The sequence below is a fragment of the Pantoea sp. X-Soil-OKNW-713 genome (assembly GCF_059730685.1).
Genome location: NZ_AP035995.1, coordinates 924,801 through 941,886 on the forward strand (window position 1 = coordinate 924,801; position 17,086 = coordinate 941,886).

A 17,086-nucleotide genomic window follows, 5' to 3' on the forward strand; every position below is an offset into this window, starting at 1 on the left:
AACCGGAGCCACTATGCTACAGATTAAACAGATCCACCACATTGCCATTATCGCCACCGATTATGCGCGCAGTAAGGCATTCTATTGTGATGTGCTGGGCTTTGAATTGCTGGGGGAGTTTTATCGTGCAGAGCGTGATTCGTGGAAAGGGGATCTCGGGCTGAATGGTGTCTACACTATCGAACTGTTCTCCTTCCCGGCACCGCCTGCACGCGTCAGTCAGCCGGAAGCCTGTGGCTTACGTCACCTGGCATTTTGTGTTGAGGATGTGGAACAATCGGTCGCGGCGCTGGCTGAGAAGGGGGTGGTTTGCGAACCGATTCGTATTGATGTGTTGACCGGTAAAACCTGTACCTTCTTCTCTGACCCGGATGGTTTGCCGCTGGAGCTGTATCAGGCGTAAAATAGCGCCCGTCGCGAGCCGCAATCGGGCGGTTCGCCCTTACGGAATGCGCCATGTCTTTGTCCCATCTTGCTGCACTGCTGACACCCGATGCCCGCTGCGTGCTGGCGTTCAGCGGTGGGCTGGATTCCACCGTGTTGTTGCATCAACTGGTTTGCTGGCAACGACAACATCCACAGTTTCAACTGCGCGCATTGCATGTCCATCATGGTTTAAGCCCCAATGCTGATAGTTGGGCAGCACATTGCCAGCACCTTTGCCAGCAGTGGCAAGTCCCCTGTGAGGTGTTGCGAGTGCAGGTGGATGGGCATGAGCAGGGGATAGAAGCGGCAGCGCGCGATGCACGTTATCAGGCGTTGTTTCAACAGCTGCAACCCGGTGAGTACTTACTTACCGCCCAGCATCTTGATGATCAGTGTGAAACCCTGTTGCTGGCCCTAAAGCGTGGCAGTGGCCCGGCGGGCCTGGCCGCGATGCCTTCACAACGTATCGTGGGAGAAAACACCCATCTGCGGCCATTATTGACCTTCAGTCGTCAGCAACTTGAAAGTTGGGCGACAGAACATCAGTTGCGTTGGATCGAAGACGAGAGCAACGTGGATTGCCGCTATGACAGAAATTTTCTGCGCCAGCAGGTACTCCCGTTACTGCAAGCTCGCTGGCCGCATTTCAGCGCTGCGGCTGCACGCAGCGCCGCGTTATGTGGTGAACAGGAACAACTGCTGGACGAGTTGCTGGCGGAACAATTGGCACAACTCACGGATGAGCTGGGGCGACTTAACTTCACGCCGTTGTTGAGCATGCAGGAAGCGCGTCGTCATGCGCTGCTGCGGCGCTGGATTGCGCAGCAGGGCGGAATCATGCCCTCACGCGATGCATTGCTGCGCATCACCCGTGAAGTGATGCAGAGTCGGGAAGATGCCCAACCCTGCCTGCATTTTGGTGCTTTTGAACTGCGCCGTTATCGCCAGCACCTGTACTGGCTAGCACCTCAACCTTCCCTCAGTCAGCACTCACTTACCTGGCATGACCTCTCGCAACCCTTGCGTTTGCCCGAACCACTCGGGGAGTTACAGGCAAGCCATGATAGTCCGCGGCTACGTTACCCGACCGATGATGAGCAGGTGAGCGTGCGTTTTAAGGCCCAGGGCTATTTCCACCTGATCGAACGGGCGGGGGGACGTGAAGTGAAAAAACTGTGGCAGGAGCTGGGTGTTCCGCCCTGGCAGCGTGAACGGATCCCACTGATTTACTACAACCAGACGTTAATTTGCGCGCCGGGATTTTTTATCACCCGTGAAGGTGCGGCCAGCAATGAGCAAGGCTGGACGGCGGTCTGGTTACAACAACAATAAAACGGAGAGCAATGATGAAACACTGGATCGCGGCGGCACTTTTCGCCGTGGCACTGCCGGCGCTGGCCGACGGTGATATTAAGGCCGGGGCGCAAAAAGCGGCCAGTTGTCTGGCTTGTCATGGTGCGGAAGGAAAAAGCGCCGTGCCTTTGTATCCTAATCTGGCCGGACAGCACGCACCTTATCTGCTGCACTCGTTACAAGCCTACAAAAAAGGGGAGCGCAGTGGGGGGCAGGCTGAGGTAATGAAAGCGTTTGTAGCCGGGTTAAGCGATCAGGATATGGAAGATCTGTCGGCGTATTACAGCTCGCTACAGCCATAAGCGAGGGGGGCGGGAGAGGGATTTCCCGCCCGTAGGAAGGTTACTCGTCTTCGCTGACGATAACGGTGCCCAGCTCAGGGTGGCTGAAGCTGGCGATGTGATCGAGCCGCAGCTCGCGTGTTTCGCCGGAGAGGTCGACCGCAAGATACTCGACGTTTTTGCGTGAAATCATGTCCACGGCTTTCGCCTTGAGCTGATCACCGTTTTTTAATTCGAGCGCAAGCGTCCAGTGTTTTTGGCAGGCGAGTTCCAGGTTGTCGTAGTCATCGCAGTTGATGGGTTTGTAGGCTTCATTCGTCAACATAGTCGCTCACCAATAAGTTTGCAGCGGCATAGGCTGCCTGTTCCCTGACAGAAGAGTTTAGCGCAGAATTAGCGGCAATATCATTGAGTGCATTCAGCGCGCATCCAATGGCATCTGGCACATAACCCAGGTCGCCGCTGCCAATTTCGGCATACTTCTGGCGAACTAACTCACAATACTTTTGCACATTCACCTCCTCAGCAGAGTTTCAATACTCTGGTTGATAGGAGACTATATCACAGGCAATTCACTGAAATCAGCCAGTGAACAGCGCGAAGCATTCAGAGAAAAGCAGAAAAGTGGCAAAATTCGCTGCTGTTAAGCGTCTGCACAGCGCACAAAAGGTTAAGTTAATGGACAGGTTATTACGCAGTACAGGAACTCTTCCTGCGGCAGGTATCACATGATTGTAGTATCATGTTCGGTTTCACTGCCGGAAAATGAGGTCGAGTTGAGTGCCATCCGTGCGCAGGGCGCTGGTGGGCAGCATGTCAATAAAACCTCGACCGCCATCCACCTGCGTTTTGATATCAATGCGTCATCATTGCCGCCATTTTATAAACAGCGTCTGCTGGCCGCGCGCCACCATTTGATCACCGAGGATGGCGTGGTGATTATCAAAGCGCAGGAGTATCGCAGCCAGGAGATGAATCGCGAAGCTGCGCTACAGCGGTTGATTAATTTAATTCGGGAACTGACAACGGTGGAAAAAGTGAGGCGTGCCACACGTCCCACCCGGGCATCGAAAGAACGACGACTGGACGGCAAAGCGCGGCGAAGTAATACCAAGGCGCTACGGGGAAAAGTGCGTTAAAAAAAGCGCCTCTGATCAGAGGCGCTCTGGGGGGATTACTTGTTCAGGGCTTTTGCCAGGAATTCGACGATTTCGCTGTGCTTAATCATCTCTTTCTCGCTGGCGGAACGCGCTTTGTACTCGATCTCTTCATTATCGAGGTTGCGATCGCCGATCACGATGGTATGCGGTACACCAATCAGTTCCATATCGGCAAACATCACGCCCGGACGCTCTTTACGGTCATCCAGAATCACGTCAATGCCTTTGGCACGCAGCGCGTTGTACAGATCATCCGCGACTTCTTTCACACGGAAAGATTTGTGCATGTTCATTGGCAGAATCGCCACTTCGAACGGTGCCAGGGCTGCCGGCCAGATGATGCCACGCTCGTCATGGTTCTGCTCAATAGCCGCCGCCACCACGCGGGTGATACCGATACCGTAGCAGCCCATGGTCATGATTTGGTTACGACCATCTTCGCCTTGCACCGCCGCTTTCAGCGCATCGGAATATTTGGTGCCGAGCTGGAAGATGTGACCAACTTCGATACCACGTTTGATCAGCAGCGTGCCTTTACCGTCCGGGCTGGGATCGCCTTCCACCACGTTGCGGATATCTTCGACACGCGGTTCCGGCAAGTCACGGCCCCAGTTAATTCCAGCGAAGTGTTTGCCATCGATGTTGGCACCGGCGCAGAAGTCGCTGGTTTTCGCCACGGTACGGTCAGCAATCACCGGCATGGTCAGACCCACCGGACCGAGGGAACCCGGACCTGCGCCCAGAACCGCACGGATTTCGGCTTCGGTCGCCATTTCCAGCGGTGCGGCAACGATATCCAGCTTCTCCGCTTTCACTTCGTTGAGCTGATGATCACCACGCAGCAGCAGGGCAACCAGCGCATGGCCGCTCTCTTCGGTGCCTTTAACAAACAGCGTTTTGACCGTTTTCTCAATCGGCAACTGATGCTGTTCAACCAACTCGGCGATGGTTTTCGCATTTGGTGTGTCGAACTGCACCATCTGTTGTGTCGGCTGTGGACGTTCGCCAGCCGGGGCCAGAGCCTCAGCTTTCTCGATGTTAGCGGCGTAATCGGATTCGCTGGAGAAGATCACATCATCTTCACCGCTCTGCGCCAGCACCTGGAATTCATGTGAAGCGCTACCACCGATGGAACCGGTATCGGCCTGTACCGCACGGAAGTCCAGCCCCATACGGCTGAAGCTCTGGCTGTAGGCGCGATACATCGCGTCATAGGTTTCCTGCAACGATTCCTGCGAAGTGTGGAACGAGTAGGCATCTTTCATGATGAACTCGCGTGAACGCATCACCCCAAAGCGTGGGCGCACTTCGTCACGGAACTTGGTCTGGATCTGATACAGGTTGAGCGGCAATTGCTTGTAAGAGCTCAACTCGTTACGGATCAGGTCAGTGACCACTTCTTCATGCGTCGGACCCAACACGAACGGGCGATCGTGACGGTCTTTAATACGCAGCAGTTCGGGACCATATTGCTCCCAACGGCCACTCTCTTCCCACAGATCGGCAGGCTGAACCACCGGCATGGAGATTTCAATCGCGCCTGCGTTGTTCATCTCTTCACGCACGATGTTTTCGACTTTTCTCAGCACGCGAACACCGGTCGGCAGCCAGGTATAAAGTCCTGAAGCCAGTTTACGGATCATCCCGGCGCGCAGCATCAGCTGGTGGCTGATAACTTCCGCATCGGAGGGCGTCTCCTTCTGAGTGGAGAGCAAATATTGAGTAGTACGCATTGATTACGATTCCAGTTATACGGAAGGTCACTGACAAAAAATTTTGCTGGCGGCTAGTGTACCAGCGAGATCCGCCACTCAAAAGCGCGTTTTAGCGCGGATCGAGAGCGATCACCTCGGTGCCTGCCTCATCAATGCGCCAGCGCACATTAAAATCGAGCAGCCAGGCAGCATATTCACGATCTTCTGCCTCACCTTTGCGATAAGCAGGGCGCGGATCCTGAGCCAGTACATCGCTGATAAAGCGTGCCAGATGGGGGTGTTTTTTTTGTTGCTGTTGAATTTGCGCCAACGCCAGTGCAGAGAAACGCACCGGCATTGCTGCCTCGGGAGCCTGCTGGGCAAATCCGGCGCGTGCATCCGGTAAGGCTTCGGCAAACGGCAGATAAGGTTTGATATCGACCACCGGGGTGCCATCCACCAGATCTAAACTGCCCAACTGCAAAATGACTTGTTGCTTTTCGCAACGGATGCCTTTGAGTTCAACCAGCGACATACCAATCGGATTGGGTCGGAAGGTTGAACGCGTCGCAAAGACGCCCATGCGCGCATTGCCACCCAGGCGTGGTGGACGTACAGTGGGGCGCCAGCCGCCAGACATGGTTTGATGAAAAACAAACAGCACCCACAGATGGCTGAACGCTTCAAGACCGCGTACCGCTTCAGCCTGGTTGTAAGGTGGCAGCAGATGCAGCTCACCGGTGCCATCCTGCACCAGACCCGGCTGGCGCGGCACGGCGAATTTCTCTTTCCACGGCGAATGAATTACGCCGATTTGCGCAAAGGCAAACTCACTCATTGATTGGCAACTTTCAGTGCAGAACCCTGACAGACGGCCTGACGGTAGCAACCCGGAGTGCTGGAGACGATTTCGCACTTATGCAGCAGCACGGCGTTCGCCTTCATTCCCGCCGCTCGCAGTTGCAGGCGTTTACGGGCGGTATTGATATTTGGCGGTGAATCCTGGGTGCTGCTCTGGCAATCATCGCCGGACACTTCGCCGAGGTCACGGAAAGGTTTGCTGACCAAATCGGTCGCGTCCGTGTAAATCTTCACCGGGGCCGGACGGGGCGCAGGGCGGCGTTCCGGTTCGCTGGATTGCTGCTGCGGGTGCGATGAAGCACTGCTTATCGGGTGATATTCACGCACACACCCGGTCAGCATCAATGCCAACAAGCAGAGCGGTAAAAAACGCATGGCAACATCCTCATGTTTTAAAAAGTGGCGTTATTGAAACAAGGACAACCGTAAATAACAAGTCAGCTGCCACAACCGGCAAAAGAAAGGGCGGCCGAAGCCGCCCTGAATGGCATGAGAAGAGGGGATTACCAGCCCTTCACAGCACCACCGTTGAAGATTTTGTTCGCGGCTTCCGCGACTTCGTCAGACTGATAAGCCTGAACAAATTTCTTCACGTTTTCAGCGTCTTTGTTGTCTTCACGGCTAACGATCAGGTTCACGTACGGTGAATCTTTATCTTCAACGAAGATACCGTCTTTAGCCGGGGTCAGGCCAATCTGGCTGGCGTAAGTGGTGTTGATTACTGCCAGCGCAATCTGCTGATCGTCCAGTGAACGCGGCAACTGCGGCGCTTCCAGCTCAACAATCTTCAGGTTTTTCGGGTTCTCGGTGATATCCAGCGCGGTCGGCAGCAGGCCAACACCGTCTTTCAGTTTAATCAGACCCACTTTCTGCAACAGCAGCAGCGAACGACCAAGGTTAGTCGGGTCATTCGGGATGGCGATCTGAGCGCCGTTCTGCAACTCATCCAGAGATTTGATCTTTTTGGAGTAGCCCGCGATGGGGTAAACAAAGGTGTTACCAACCGGTACCAGCTTATAGCCACGATCTTTGATCTGCTGATCCAGATACGGTTTGTGCTGGAAGGCGTTAACATCGATATCGCCTTTGCTCAGGGCTTCGTTCGGCAGAACGTAGTCGTTGAAGGTGACCAATTCAACATCCAGGCCATACTTCTCTTTCGCGACTTTCTGTGCCGTTTCAGCAACCTGCTGCTCGGCGCCAACAATCACACCCACTTTAATGTGGTTTGGATCTTTGGCTTTCTGATCGCATCCGGCCAGCGCAATCACGCCAATCAGCGCGCCCACAGCGGCAATCTTTTTAAATGTAAAAGACATATCCTTTCCTTAATAGAGAATATTGATATTGCTTGCTTACTTATGGGACACAGCACGCACGATGCGGTCGCCACAGAATTGGATTAAATAAACCAACACCACCAACAGGACCAGAACGGTATTCATCACGGTGGCGTTATAGCCGATGTAACCATACTGATAGCCGATCTGGCCGAGTCCGCCAGCACCTACCGCACCACCCATCGCGGAGTAGCCAACCAGCGTAATCAGAGTAATTGTAGCGGCATTCACCAGCCCCGGCAGGGCTTCAGGCAGCAACACCTTGCGTACGATTTGCAGCGGTGTGGCCCCCATCGCGCGTGACGCTTCGATCAACCCGGTGGGCAGTTCGAGCAAGGCGTTCTCAACCATACGGGCGATAAACGGCGCGGCCCCCACGGTCAGCGGCACAATCGCGGCTTGTAAACCGATCGATGTTCCCACGATCGCGCGGGTAAATGGAATCATCCAGACCAGCAGGATAATGAACGGGATAGAACGGAAGATATTCACCAGCGCCGAGAGTACGCGATACAACGCACCGTTCGCCAGAATTTGGCCGGGACGGGTGACGTACAGCAACACGCCAACGGGCAGGCCAAGCACAAAGCCAAAGAAGCCGGAGACAAAGGTCATCATCAGCGTTTCCCAAATGCCACGTCCCAGTAGCCACATCATCGCTTCAGACATAACCCAGTACCTCAACTTTCACATGATTCTCTTTCAACCAGGCAATGGCGGCTTGCGTATCATTTTCGCTGCCGTCCATCTCGGCCAGCATAATGCCGAACTTCACGCCACCGGCGTAATCCATCTGCGCGCTAATAATATTGTTATTAACGTTGAAGCGACGTGCCGCTTCTGACAGCAGAGGCGCATCCACCGACTTGCCCGTGAATTCCAGGCGTAATAAAGGTACGGTGTCATTTCCTGGCTGGGCCGACATGCGTTGCTGGTAATCGTCAGGAATATCGAGATGCAGGGTTGACTGGATAAACTGCTGCGCCAACGGTGTTTTCGGATGAGAAAATACTTCGCTAACGCTGTCTTGCTCAATCAGTTCGCCATTACTGATTACGGCGACCTGATCGCAGATGCGCTTCACCACATCCATTTCATGGGTGATCAGCAGGATGGTCAGACCGAGACGGCGATTGATATCTTTAAGCAACTCGAGGATGGAACGGGTTGTTGCCGGATCCAGAGCGCTGGTGGCTTCGTCGCACAGCAGCACTTTAGGGTTGCTGGCCAGAGCACGGGCAATCGCCACACGCTGTTTTTGACCACCGGACAGATTCGCCGGCCAGGCATCGTGTTTATCCGCCAGGCCCACCAGGTCCAGCAGCTCGCTGACGCGCTGTTTGATCTGCTCGCGAGAAAGATTGCCCAGCTCAAGCGGCAGAGCGACGTTGCCGAAGACAGTGCGTGAGTTCATCAAATTAAAATGCTGGAAAATCATGCCAATCTGACGGCGTGCCTGTGTCAACTGACCTTCGGAAAGTGCGGTCAGATCCTGACCATCGACCAATACCCGGCCAGATGTAGGACGCTCCAGCAGATTGACGCAGCGAATAAGTGTACTTTTACCGGCACCGGATGCACCGATGACGCCATAAATCTGTCCGGCAGGCACATGCAGGCTGACGTTAGATAACGCCTGAATGGTGCGTGAACCTTGCTGGAACACTTTGCTAATATTTTCGAGTTTAATCATTAGGTTAATTATTATCGTGTTGCGTTGTCCGTGGTGTTTCGGGTTTCATCTGGCTACGCCGTGTGAAATCTGGATGGATGGTAAGGCATCCAGACGGCTAAATCAATGAAAGTCATTCAATCTGCCATTCTCTCAGTATGCGCAATCATGCGATACTGACCGGCAATTTTTGCAGCAGGAGTTTCTACGTGGCGAACAAAGTCCCGGCTATTTTTCTTGATCGTGATGGCACATTGAATGTCGATCACGGCTATGTCCATGAGATCGATAATTTTCAGTTTATTGATGGCACCATTGAGGCGCTACAGGCGCTGAAAAAAATGGGCTTTGCCCTGGTACTGGTCACCAATCAGTCGGGCATTGCGCGCGGCATGTTTACGGAAGACCAATTTATGCAACTGACGGAGTGGATGGACTGGTCCCTGGCGGATCGCGATGTTGATCTCGATGGTATCTATTTCTGCCCGCATCTGCCGGATGCGACGGTTGAAGAGTATCGCCAGCAATGTGATTGCCGTAAACCGCAGCCTGGTATGCTGCTGTCGGCGCAGAAGCATCTCCATATAGATATGGCCGCTTCTTATATGGTTGGCGACAAACTGGAAGATATGCAGGCGGCGCAGGCGGCTGGTGTAGGCACGAAAGTGTTGGTGCGTACCGGTAAACCGGTGACGGCGGAAGGCGAAGCGGCGGCGGATTGGGTGATTGATAGCCTGGCTGACCTGCCGGAACGTATTAAAAAGGGCTAAAAACGGGCCTTTTGCACAAATTTCAGCCGAACAGTAAAAAAGTTGAAATTTACGCTTGCGCTTCGTCAGAGTCTCCCTATAATGCGCCTCCACTGACACGGCAAAGCGGCAACGCAGACGGTCAGTGAGGGACGAAGTGATTCATCCCGCCAGAGAAAAATCTCGAAAAAGAGATTGACTCTGAAGGAGGAAAGCGTAATATACGCCACCTCGCGACAGGCGGTTAACCTGCTGCTCGCACTGCTCTTTAACAATTTATCAGACAATCTGTGTGGGCACTCGCAGGATTGATATCAAAAGTCTACGGACTTAAAAAATATCAAGTCTCAAGAGTGAACACGTAATTCATTACGAAGTTTAATTCTTTGAGCATCAAACTTAAATTGAAGAGTTTGATCATGGCTCAGATTGAACGCTGGCGGCAGGCCTAACACATGCAAGTCGAACGGTAGCACAGAGGAGCTTGCTCCTTGGGTGACGAGTGGCGGACGGGTGAGTAATGTCTGGGGATCTGCCCGATGGAGGGGGATAACTACTGGAAACGGTAGCTAATACCGCATAACGTCGCAAGACCAAAGTGGGGGACCTTCGGGCCTCACACCATCGGATGAACCCAGATGGGATTAGCTAGTAGGTGGGGTAACGGCTCACCTAGGCGACGATCCCTAGCTGGTCTGAGAGGATGACCAGCCACACTGGAACTGAGACACGGTCCAGACTCCTACGGGAGGCAGCAGTGGGGAATATTGCACAATGGGCGCAAGCCTGATGCAGCCATGCCGCGTGTATGAAGAAGGCCTTCGGGTTGTAAAGTACTTTCAGCGGGGAGGAAGGGATGATGTTTAATACGCATCGTCATTGACGTTACCCGCAGAAGAAGCACCGGCTAACTCCGTGCCAGCAGCCGCGGTAATACGGAGGGTGCAAGCGTTAATCGGAATTACTGGGCGTAAAGCGCACGCAGGCGGTCTGTCAAGTCGGATGTGAAATCCCCGGGCTTAACCTGGGAACTGCATTCGAAACTGGCAGGCTAGAGTCTTGTAGAGGGGGGTAGAATTCCAGGTGTAGCGGTGAAATGCGTAGAGATCTGGAGGAATACCGGTGGCGAAGGCGGCCCCCTGGACAAAGACTGACGCTCAGGTGCGAAAGCGTGGGGAGCAAACAGGATTAGATACCCTGGTAGTCCACGCTGTAAACGATGTCGACTTGGAGGTTGTGCCCTTGAGGCGTGGCTTCCGGAGCTAACGCGTTAAGTCGACCGCCTGGGGAGTACGGCCGCAAGGTTAAAACTCAAATGAATTGACGGGGGCCCGCACAAGCGGTGGAGCATGTGGTTTAATTCGATGCAACGCGAAGAACCTTACCTGGCCTTGACATCCACGGAATTTGGCAGAGATGCCTTAGTGCCTTCGGGAACCGTGAGACAGGTGCTGCATGGCTGTCGTCAGCTCGTGTTGTGAAATGTTGGGTTAAGTCCCGCAACGAGCGCAACCCTTATCCTTTGTTGCCAGCGATTCGGTCGGGAACTCAAAGGAGACTGCCGGTGATAAACCGGAGGAAGGTGGGGATGACGTCAAGTCATCATGGCCCTTACGGCCAGGGCTACACACGTGCTACAATGGCGCATACAAAGAGAAGCGACCTCGCGAGAGCAAGCGGACCTCATAAAGTGCGTCGTAGTCCGGATTGGAGTCTGCAACTCGACTCCATGAAGTCGGAATCGCTAGTAATCGTAGATCAGAATGCTACGGTGAATACGTTCCCGGGCCTTGTACACACCGCCCGTCACACCATGGGAGTGGGTTGCAAAAGAAGTAGGTAGCTTAACCTTCGGGAGGGCGCTTACCACTTTGTGATTCATGACTGGGGTGAAGTCGTAACAAGGTAACCGTAGGGGAACCTGCGGTTGGATCACCTCCTTACCTGAAGATACCTTCCTTCGAAGTGCTCACACAGATTGTCTGATGAAAACGTAATGAGCAAGACGGCTGCGAAGTCGTGACACTTCATGTGTCCCCTTCGTCTAGCGGTTAGGACTCCGCCCTTTCACGGCGGCAACAGGGGTTCGAATCCCCTAGGGGACGCCACTTGCTTGGTGACAGGTGAAAGGTGTCGCTGCTCAGTATCTCAAAACTGGCTTACGAGTCATGTTTGAGATATTTGCTCTTTAACAATCCGGAACAAGCTGAAAATTTGAAACGACACGTTGTTTCATTTCTCCGTAATAAGAAATGAAAACGATGTGTTCGAGTCTCTCAAATGCTTGCAGTCTGCATGCGTGAAAACGTCTGTGGGTTGTGAGGTTAAGCGACTAAGCGTACACGGTGGATGCCCTGGCAGTCAGAGGCGATGAAGGACGTGCTAATCTGCGAAAAGCGTCGGTAAGGTGATATGAACCGCAACAGCCGACGATGTCCGAATGGGGAAACCCAGTGCACTTGTGCACTATCGTTAACTGAATACATAGGTTAACGAGGCGAACCGGGGGAACTGAAACATCTAAGTACCCCGAGGAAAAGAAATCAACCGAGATTCCCCCAGTAGCGGCGAGCGAACGGGGAACAGCCCAGGACCTGAATCAGTTTGTGTGTTAATGGAAGCGTCTGGAAAGTCGCGCGATACAGGGTGACAGCCCCGTACATGAAAATGCACAGATTGTGAGTCCGATGAGTAGGGCGGGACACGTGGTATCCTGTCTGAATATGGGGGGACCATCCTCCAAGGCTAAATACTCCTGACTGACCGATAGTGAACCAGTACCGTGAGGGAAAGGCGAAAAGAACCCCGGCGAGGGGAGTGAAACAGAACCTGAAACCGTGTACGTACAAGCAGTGGGAGCCTACTTGTTAGGTGACTGCGTACCTTTTGTATAATGGGTCAGCGACTTATATTCTGTAGCAAGGTTAACCGTATAGGGGAGCCGCAGGGAAACCGAGTCTTAATTGGGCGTTAAGTTGCAGGGTATAGACCCGAAACCCGGTGATCTAGCCATGGGCAGGTTGAAGGTTGGGTAACACTAACTGGAGGACCGAACCGACTAATGTTGAAAAATTAGCGGATGACTTGTGGCTGGGGGTGAAAGGCCAATCAAACCGGGAGATAGCTGGTTCTCCCCGAAAGCTATTTAGGTAGCGCCTCGTGAATTCATCTCCGGGGGTAGAGCACTGTTTCGGCTAGGGGGCCATCCCGGCTTACCAACCCGATGCAAACTGCGAATACCGGAGAATGTTATCACGGGAGACACACGGCGGGTGCTAACGTCCGTCGTGAAGAGGGAAACAACCCAGACCGCCAGCTAAGGTCCCAAAGTCATGGTTAAGTGGGAAACGATGTGGGAAGGCCCAGACAGCCAGGATGTTGGCTTAGAAGCAGCCATCATTTAAAGAAAGCGTAATAGCTCACTGGTCGAGTCGGCCTGCGCGGAAGATGTAACGGGGCTAAACCATGCACCGAAGCTGCGGCAGCGACACTATGTGTTGTTGGGTAGGGGAGCGTTCTGTAAGCCGCTGAAGGTGGACTGTGAGGTCTGCTGGAGGTATCAGAAGTGCGAATGCTGACATAAGTAACGATAAAGCGGGTGAAAAGCCCGCTCGCCGGAAGACCAAGGGTTCCTGTCCAACGTTAATCGGGGCAGGGTGAGTCGACCCCTAAGGCGAGGCTGAAAAGCGTAGTCGATGGGAAACAGGTTAATATTCCTGTACTTGGTGTTACTGCGAAGGGGGGACGGAGAAGGCTAGGTTATCCGGGCGACGGTTGTCCCGGTTTAAGCGTGTAGGCTTGCATTCCAGGCAAATCCGGAATGCTTCAAGGCTGAGGCGTGATGACGAGTCACTACGGTGATGAAGTAACTGATGCCCTGCTTCCAGGAAAAGCCTCTAAGCTCCAGGTAACACGAAATCGTACCCCAAACCGACACAGGTGGTCAGGTAGAGAATACCAAGGCGCTTGAGAGAACTCGGGTGAAGGAACTAGGCAAAATGGTGCCGTAACTTCGGGAGAAGGCACGCTGTCATCAGGTGAAGTCCCTCGCGGATGGAGCCGAAGGCAGTCGAAGATACCAGCTGGCTGCAACTGTTTATTAAAAACACAGCACTGTGCAAACACGAAAGTGGACGTATACGGTGTGACGCCTGCCCGGTGCCGGAAGGTTAATTGATGGGGTTATCCGTAAGGAGAAGCTCTTGATCGAAGCCCCGGTAAACGGCGGCCGTAACTATAACGGTCCTAAGGTAGCGAAATTCCTTGTCGGGTAAGTTCCGACCTGCACGAATGGCGTAATGATGGCCAGGCTGTCTCCACCCGAGACTCAGTGAAATTGAAATCGCTGTGAAGATGCAGTGTACCCGCGGCAAGACGGAAAGACCCCGTGAACCTTTACTATAGCTTGACACTGAACATTGAGCCTTGATGTGTAGGATAGGTGGGAGGCTTTGAAGCGTGGACGCCAGTCTGCGTGGAGCCAACCTTGAAATACCACCCTTTAATGTTTGATGTTCTAACGTAGGCCCGTAATCCGGGCTGCGGACAGTGTCTGGTGGGTAGTTTGACTGGGGCGGTCTCCTCCCAAAGTGTAACGGAGGAGCACGAAGGTTGGCTAATCCTGGTCGGACATCAGGAGGTTAGTGCAATGGCATAAGCCAGCTTGACTGCGAGAGTGACGGCTCGAGCAGGTGCGAAAGCAGGTCATAGTGATCCGGTGGTTCTGAATGGAAGGGCCATCGCTCAACGGATAAAAGGTACTCCGGGGATAACAGGCTGATACCGCCCAAGAGTTCATATCGACGGCGGTGTTTGGCACCTCGATGTCGGCTCATCACATCCTGGGGCTGAAGTAGGTCCCAAGGGTACGGCTGTTCGCCGTTTAAAGTGGTACGCGAGCTGGGTTTAGAACGTCGTGAGACAGTTCGGTCCCTATCTGCCGTGGGCGCTGGAGAATTGAGGGGGGTTGCTCCTAGTACGAGAGGACCGGAGTGAACGCACCACTGGTGTTCGGGTTGTCATGCCAATGGCATTGCCCGGTAGCTAAGTGCGGAAAAGATAAGTGCTGAAAGCATCTAAGCACGAAACTTGCCCCGAGATGAGTTCTCCCTGACTCCTTGAGAGTCCTGAAGGGACGTTGAAGACGACGACGTTGATAGGCCGGATGTGTAAGTGCAGCGATGCATTGAGCTAACCGGTACTAATGACCCGTGAGGCTTAACCTTACAACGCCAGAGGCGTTTTGAGTTGAGAGACGCAAGAATTTTCAGCCTTGTTCGAACGGATTGATTCGTATGGCCTGCGAGGGCGGTACGGATAAACAGAATTTGCCTGGCGGCTGTAGCGCGGTGGTCCCACCTGACCCCATGCCGAACTCAGAAGTGAAACGCCGTAGCGCCGATGGTAGTGTGGGGTCTCCCCATGCGAGAGTAGGGAACTGCCAGGCATCAATTTAAGGTATTTACCTGAAAAGGTAACACCGGTTATCAGCGAGACCCCGCTGGTAATGCAGTATTCGGTGGTGCGGTAGTTCAGTCGGTTAGAATACCGGCCTGTCACGCCGGGGGTCGCGGGTTCGAGTCCCGTCCGCACCGCCACTCTCTTGATTAGCCCTGACTGAAAAGTCAGGGCTTTTTCATTTCTGTATTTCTTTAGCGTATTATTGACTGAAACGCAAAATTCCTCTGCTTATAAGCGGATTTTTCAGCAATAAAGAAGCTGTCAAAATGCTCTCATCGAAAACATTTCATTCAACGATGAGGAAATCATGACAATCCCTGCTTTTGGTTTAGGTACTTTCCGTCTGCAAGACGATGTTGTTATTCATTCGGTTAAAACCGCACTTGAGCTTGGCTATCGAACAATCGATACCGCACAAATCTATGAAAATGAGGCTGCTGTAGGTCAGGCGATTGCCGAAAGTGGCGTTGCACGAGACGCGTTATTCGTGACCACCAAGATCTGGGTGGAAAATCTCTCTGCTGATAAATTGATCCCCAGCCTCAAAGAGAGCCTGGTGAAACTGCGCACCGACTATCTAGATCTTACCCTGATCCACTGGCCGTCGCCGGGAGCCAGCGTTTCGGTAAAAGAGAGCATGCAGGCACTGCTGGCCGCCAAAGAAGCGGGCCTGACTCGTCAAATCGGTATCTCCAACTTCCCGATTGCATTGATGAAAGAAGCAATTGAAGCGGTCGGTGTGGAAAATATTGCTACCAACCAGATTGAGCTTCATCCCTATTTGCAGAACGAGCAGGTGGTGAAGTTTGCCCGGGAACAGGGGATTCACATCACCTCTTACATGACGCTGGCCTATGGTGAAGCGCTGAAAGATGGAGTCATTCAGGCTATTGCACAGAAGCACCGGGCAACCCCAGCGCAGGTAGTGCTGGCATGGGCAATGCAGTTGGGTTATGCCGTCATTCCGTCATCAACCAAACGCGACAACCTTGCCGGAAATCTGCAAGCTCTGGATTTACAGCTGGATTCTGATGATATGGATAAGATCCACGCCCTGGATCGTGGGCATCGTCTGGTTAGTCCGGATGGTTTGGCTCCGGCCTGGGATTAAGCAAAAAAATCAGTCCTGGCTTCGCCAGGGCTGGTTCTGCACCCAATCACTGAGAAAATCAATAAATGCACGTACTCGCTGACTGACACCAAGATCACTGTAATAAACTGCGTTAAACGGCATTTCTACCGGCAAACGCTGATCCGCCAGCAACTCTACAAAGGTCCCATCGGCAATTTCTTGATCAACCATATAGTCAGAAAGGCAGGCAATACCATTGTCGTTCAGGCAAAGTTGTTTGATCGTTTCCCCGCTGTTCGAAGACATTCCCGGATTAATATCATAGAGTTCGCCATTTTCCTGCGCCACAGGCCAGCGATTCAACCGTAAAGGTTCAACGAAACCGAGACATTCATGGTGCGCTAAATCGGCCACCGAGCGTGGAGTGCCATACTTCGCCAGGTACGCAGGTGTGGCGACCAGTTTGCGATAGCTGATAAATAATAAACGAGCGCGCAGGGTGGAGTCGGTCAGGGTTCCGGCGCGAATGGCCACATCAACTTTACGCTCGATAAGATTGATAAAGCTCTCCGAGGAAATCAGCGAGAGAGTGACATCGGGATAGCGTGCGCGAAACGGTTTAACCATCGGCAACAACAAATGCAGGATCACCGGCGTTGCGGCATCAATGCGCAGCACGCCACGCGGAGCTTGCTGTCTGTCTATCAACTCGCTCTCCGCTGTTGACATCTCCTGCATCAATTTTTGTACGCGACGAAAGTAGTGTTCACCTTCATGCGTGAGGGCGAGCTGGCGAGTGGTACGTGTCAATAACGCCACACCCAACTTAGTCTCCAGCTTTTTCACCGTCCGGCTGACCGCCGAGTTGGCCATATGTAATTGTTCAGCAGCACGGCTAAAGCTCCCGCTTTCCACTACCGCAATAAACACTTTCAGCTCGTCTGATGATGCCTTCATTATCTCTCCACAAGCAAAAGTCTATTGTTACTTTGCACCTTTTTGTTATTAAACCATAAGC

At 53.2% G+C, this 17,086-nt stretch carries 15 protein-coding genes, 2 tRNA genes and 3 rRNA genes; 11 read left to right on the forward strand and 9 right to left on the reverse strand.

The genetic code is table 11. The features are described 5' to 3' along the window. Positions 1–13: 13 nt before the first annotated feature. The 3 genes from AC6I8R_RS04095 to AC6I8R_RS04105 are packed head-to-tail and all read left to right on the forward strand — an operon-like array spanning position 14 to position 2,081. Complete coding sequence (locus AC6I8R_RS04095; RefSeq protein WP_497831935.1) at positions 14–403, forward strand: VOC family protein; 390 nt, start codon at positions 14–16, stop codon at positions 401–403. A gap of 53 nt (positions 404–456) precedes the next feature. Continuing rightward, the gene (tilS, locus tag AC6I8R_RS04100; RefSeq protein ID WP_415174592.1) at positions 457–1,758 is read left to right on the forward strand and encodes a tRNA lysidine(34) synthetase TilS; all 1,302 of its coding nucleotides are present in this window, start codon (positions 457–459) and stop codon (positions 1,756–1,758) included. A 14-nt stretch (positions 1,759–1,772) separates the two neighbouring features. After that, positions 1,773–2,081 (forward strand): c-type cytochrome, encoded by a 309-nt coding sequence (locus tag AC6I8R_RS04105; protein ID WP_036626609.1) that lies wholly within the window; start codon positions 1,773–1,775, stop codon positions 2,079–2,081. A 40-nt stretch (positions 2,082–2,121) separates the two neighbouring features. On the opposite strand, the gene rof is transcribed toward AC6I8R_RS04105, so the two are convergent. Together rof and AC6I8R_RS04115 are read right to left on the reverse strand one after the other, a co-directional pair. Next, positions 2,122–2,385 (reverse strand): Rho-binding antiterminator, encoded by a 264-nt coding sequence (gene rof, locus AC6I8R_RS04110; protein ID WP_013507963.1) that lies wholly within the window; start codon positions 2,383–2,385, stop codon positions 2,122–2,124. Further along, positions 2,372–2,572: a YaeP family protein gene (locus AC6I8R_RS04115; RefSeq protein WP_013507964.1), complete on the reverse strand. Its 201-nt coding sequence runs from the start codon at positions 2,570–2,572 to the stop codon at positions 2,372–2,374. Before AC6I8R_RS04115 ends, rof begins: the two co-directional genes overlap by 14 nt. A 216-nt stretch (positions 2,573–2,788) precedes the next feature. Here AC6I8R_RS04115 and arfB point away from each other — a divergent pair, with 216 nt between their 5' ends. Continuing rightward, positions 2,789–3,199 carry an alternative ribosome rescue aminoacyl-tRNA hydrolase ArfB gene (gene arfB / locus AC6I8R_RS04120; protein ID WP_497831936.1) on the forward strand — a complete coding sequence of 137 codons (411 nt, stop codon included), beginning with the start codon at positions 2,789–2,791 and terminating at the stop codon, positions 3,197–3,199. A gap of 35 nt (positions 3,200–3,234) precedes the next feature. Here arfB and proS read toward each other — a convergent pair whose 3' ends face one another. From proS to metN, 6 genes are all read right to left on the reverse strand, one after another. After that, complete coding sequence (proS, locus tag AC6I8R_RS04125) at positions 3,235–4,953, reverse strand: proline--tRNA ligase (RefSeq protein WP_497831937.1); 1,719 nt, start codon at positions 4,951–4,953, stop codon at positions 3,235–3,237. Positions 4,954–5,044: 91 nt separating this feature from the next. Beyond that, positions 5,045–5,752 (reverse strand): tRNA (N6-threonylcarbamoyladenosine(37)-N6)-methyltransferase TrmO, encoded by a 708-nt coding sequence (tsaA, locus tag AC6I8R_RS04130; RefSeq protein ID WP_497831938.1) that lies wholly within the window; start codon positions 5,750–5,752, stop codon positions 5,045–5,047. Further along, complete coding sequence (gene rcsF, locus AC6I8R_RS04135) at positions 5,749–6,150, reverse strand: envelope stress sensor lipoprotein RcsF (protein ID WP_021184647.1); 402 nt, start codon at positions 6,148–6,150, stop codon at positions 5,749–5,751. The genes tsaA and rcsF overlap by 4 nt, the downstream gene beginning before the upstream one ends. Positions 6,151–6,278: 128 nt before the next feature. Next, positions 6,279–7,094, reverse strand: coding sequence for a MetQ/NlpA family lipoprotein (locus AC6I8R_RS04140; RefSeq protein ID WP_013507969.1), 816 nt, complete (start codon positions 7,092–7,094; stop codon positions 6,279–6,281). A 36-nt stretch (positions 7,095–7,130) separates the two neighbouring features. Next, positions 7,131–7,784 (reverse strand): methionine ABC transporter permease MetI, encoded by a 654-nt coding sequence (locus tag AC6I8R_RS04145; RefSeq protein WP_013507970.1) that lies wholly within the window; start codon positions 7,782–7,784, stop codon positions 7,131–7,133. Then, complete coding sequence (gene metN, locus AC6I8R_RS04150; RefSeq protein WP_021184645.1) at positions 7,777–8,808, reverse strand: methionine ABC transporter ATP-binding protein MetN; 1,032 nt, start codon at positions 8,806–8,808, stop codon at positions 7,777–7,779. Before metN ends, AC6I8R_RS04145 begins: the two co-directional genes overlap by 8 nt. Positions 8,809–8,996: 188 nt before the next feature. Between metN and gmhB the strand changes: the two genes are divergently transcribed. The 7 genes from gmhB (at position 8,997) to dkgB (ending at position 16,107) form a co-directional block, all read left to right on the forward strand. Next, positions 8,997–9,557 carry a D-glycero-beta-D-manno-heptose 1,7-bisphosphate 7-phosphatase gene (gene gmhB / locus AC6I8R_RS04155; protein ID WP_021184644.1) on the forward strand — a complete coding sequence of 187 codons (561 nt, stop codon included), beginning with the start codon at positions 8,997–8,999 and terminating at the stop codon, positions 9,555–9,557. A 380-nt stretch (positions 9,558–9,937) separates the two neighbouring features. Further along, positions 9,938–11,479 (forward strand): 16S ribosomal RNA (locus AC6I8R_RS04160). A 90-nt stretch (positions 11,480–11,569) separates the two neighbouring features. Beyond that, positions 11,570–11,644 (forward strand) — tRNA-Glu (locus AC6I8R_RS04165). 214 nt (positions 11,645–11,858) lie between these two features. Next, positions 11,859–14,761 (forward strand): 23S ribosomal RNA (locus AC6I8R_RS04170). A gap of 105 nt (positions 14,762–14,866) precedes the next feature. Then, positions 14,867–14,982 (forward strand): 5S ribosomal RNA (rrf, locus tag AC6I8R_RS04175). Together the 16S, 23S and 5S rRNA genes with 2 tRNA genes alongside form the textbook arrangement of a ribosomal RNA operon. 74 nt (positions 14,983–15,056) lie before the next feature. Continuing rightward, positions 15,057–15,133 (forward strand) — tRNA-Asp (locus tag AC6I8R_RS04180). Positions 15,134–15,303: 170 nt separating this feature from the next. Continuing rightward, positions 15,304–16,107, forward strand: a complete 804-nt coding sequence (dkgB, locus tag AC6I8R_RS04185; RefSeq protein WP_415175031.1) for a 2,5-didehydrogluconate reductase DkgB — start codon at positions 15,304–15,306, stop codon at positions 16,105–16,107. 9 nt (positions 16,108–16,116) lie between these two features. Here the strand turns inward: dkgB and yafC are convergent, their stop codons facing one another. Continuing rightward, positions 16,117–17,025, reverse strand: coding sequence for a DNA-binding transcriptional regulator YafC (yafC, locus tag AC6I8R_RS04190; protein ID WP_497831939.1), 909 nt, complete (start codon positions 17,023–17,025; stop codon positions 16,117–16,119). Positions 17,026–17,086: the final 61 nt, after the last annotated feature.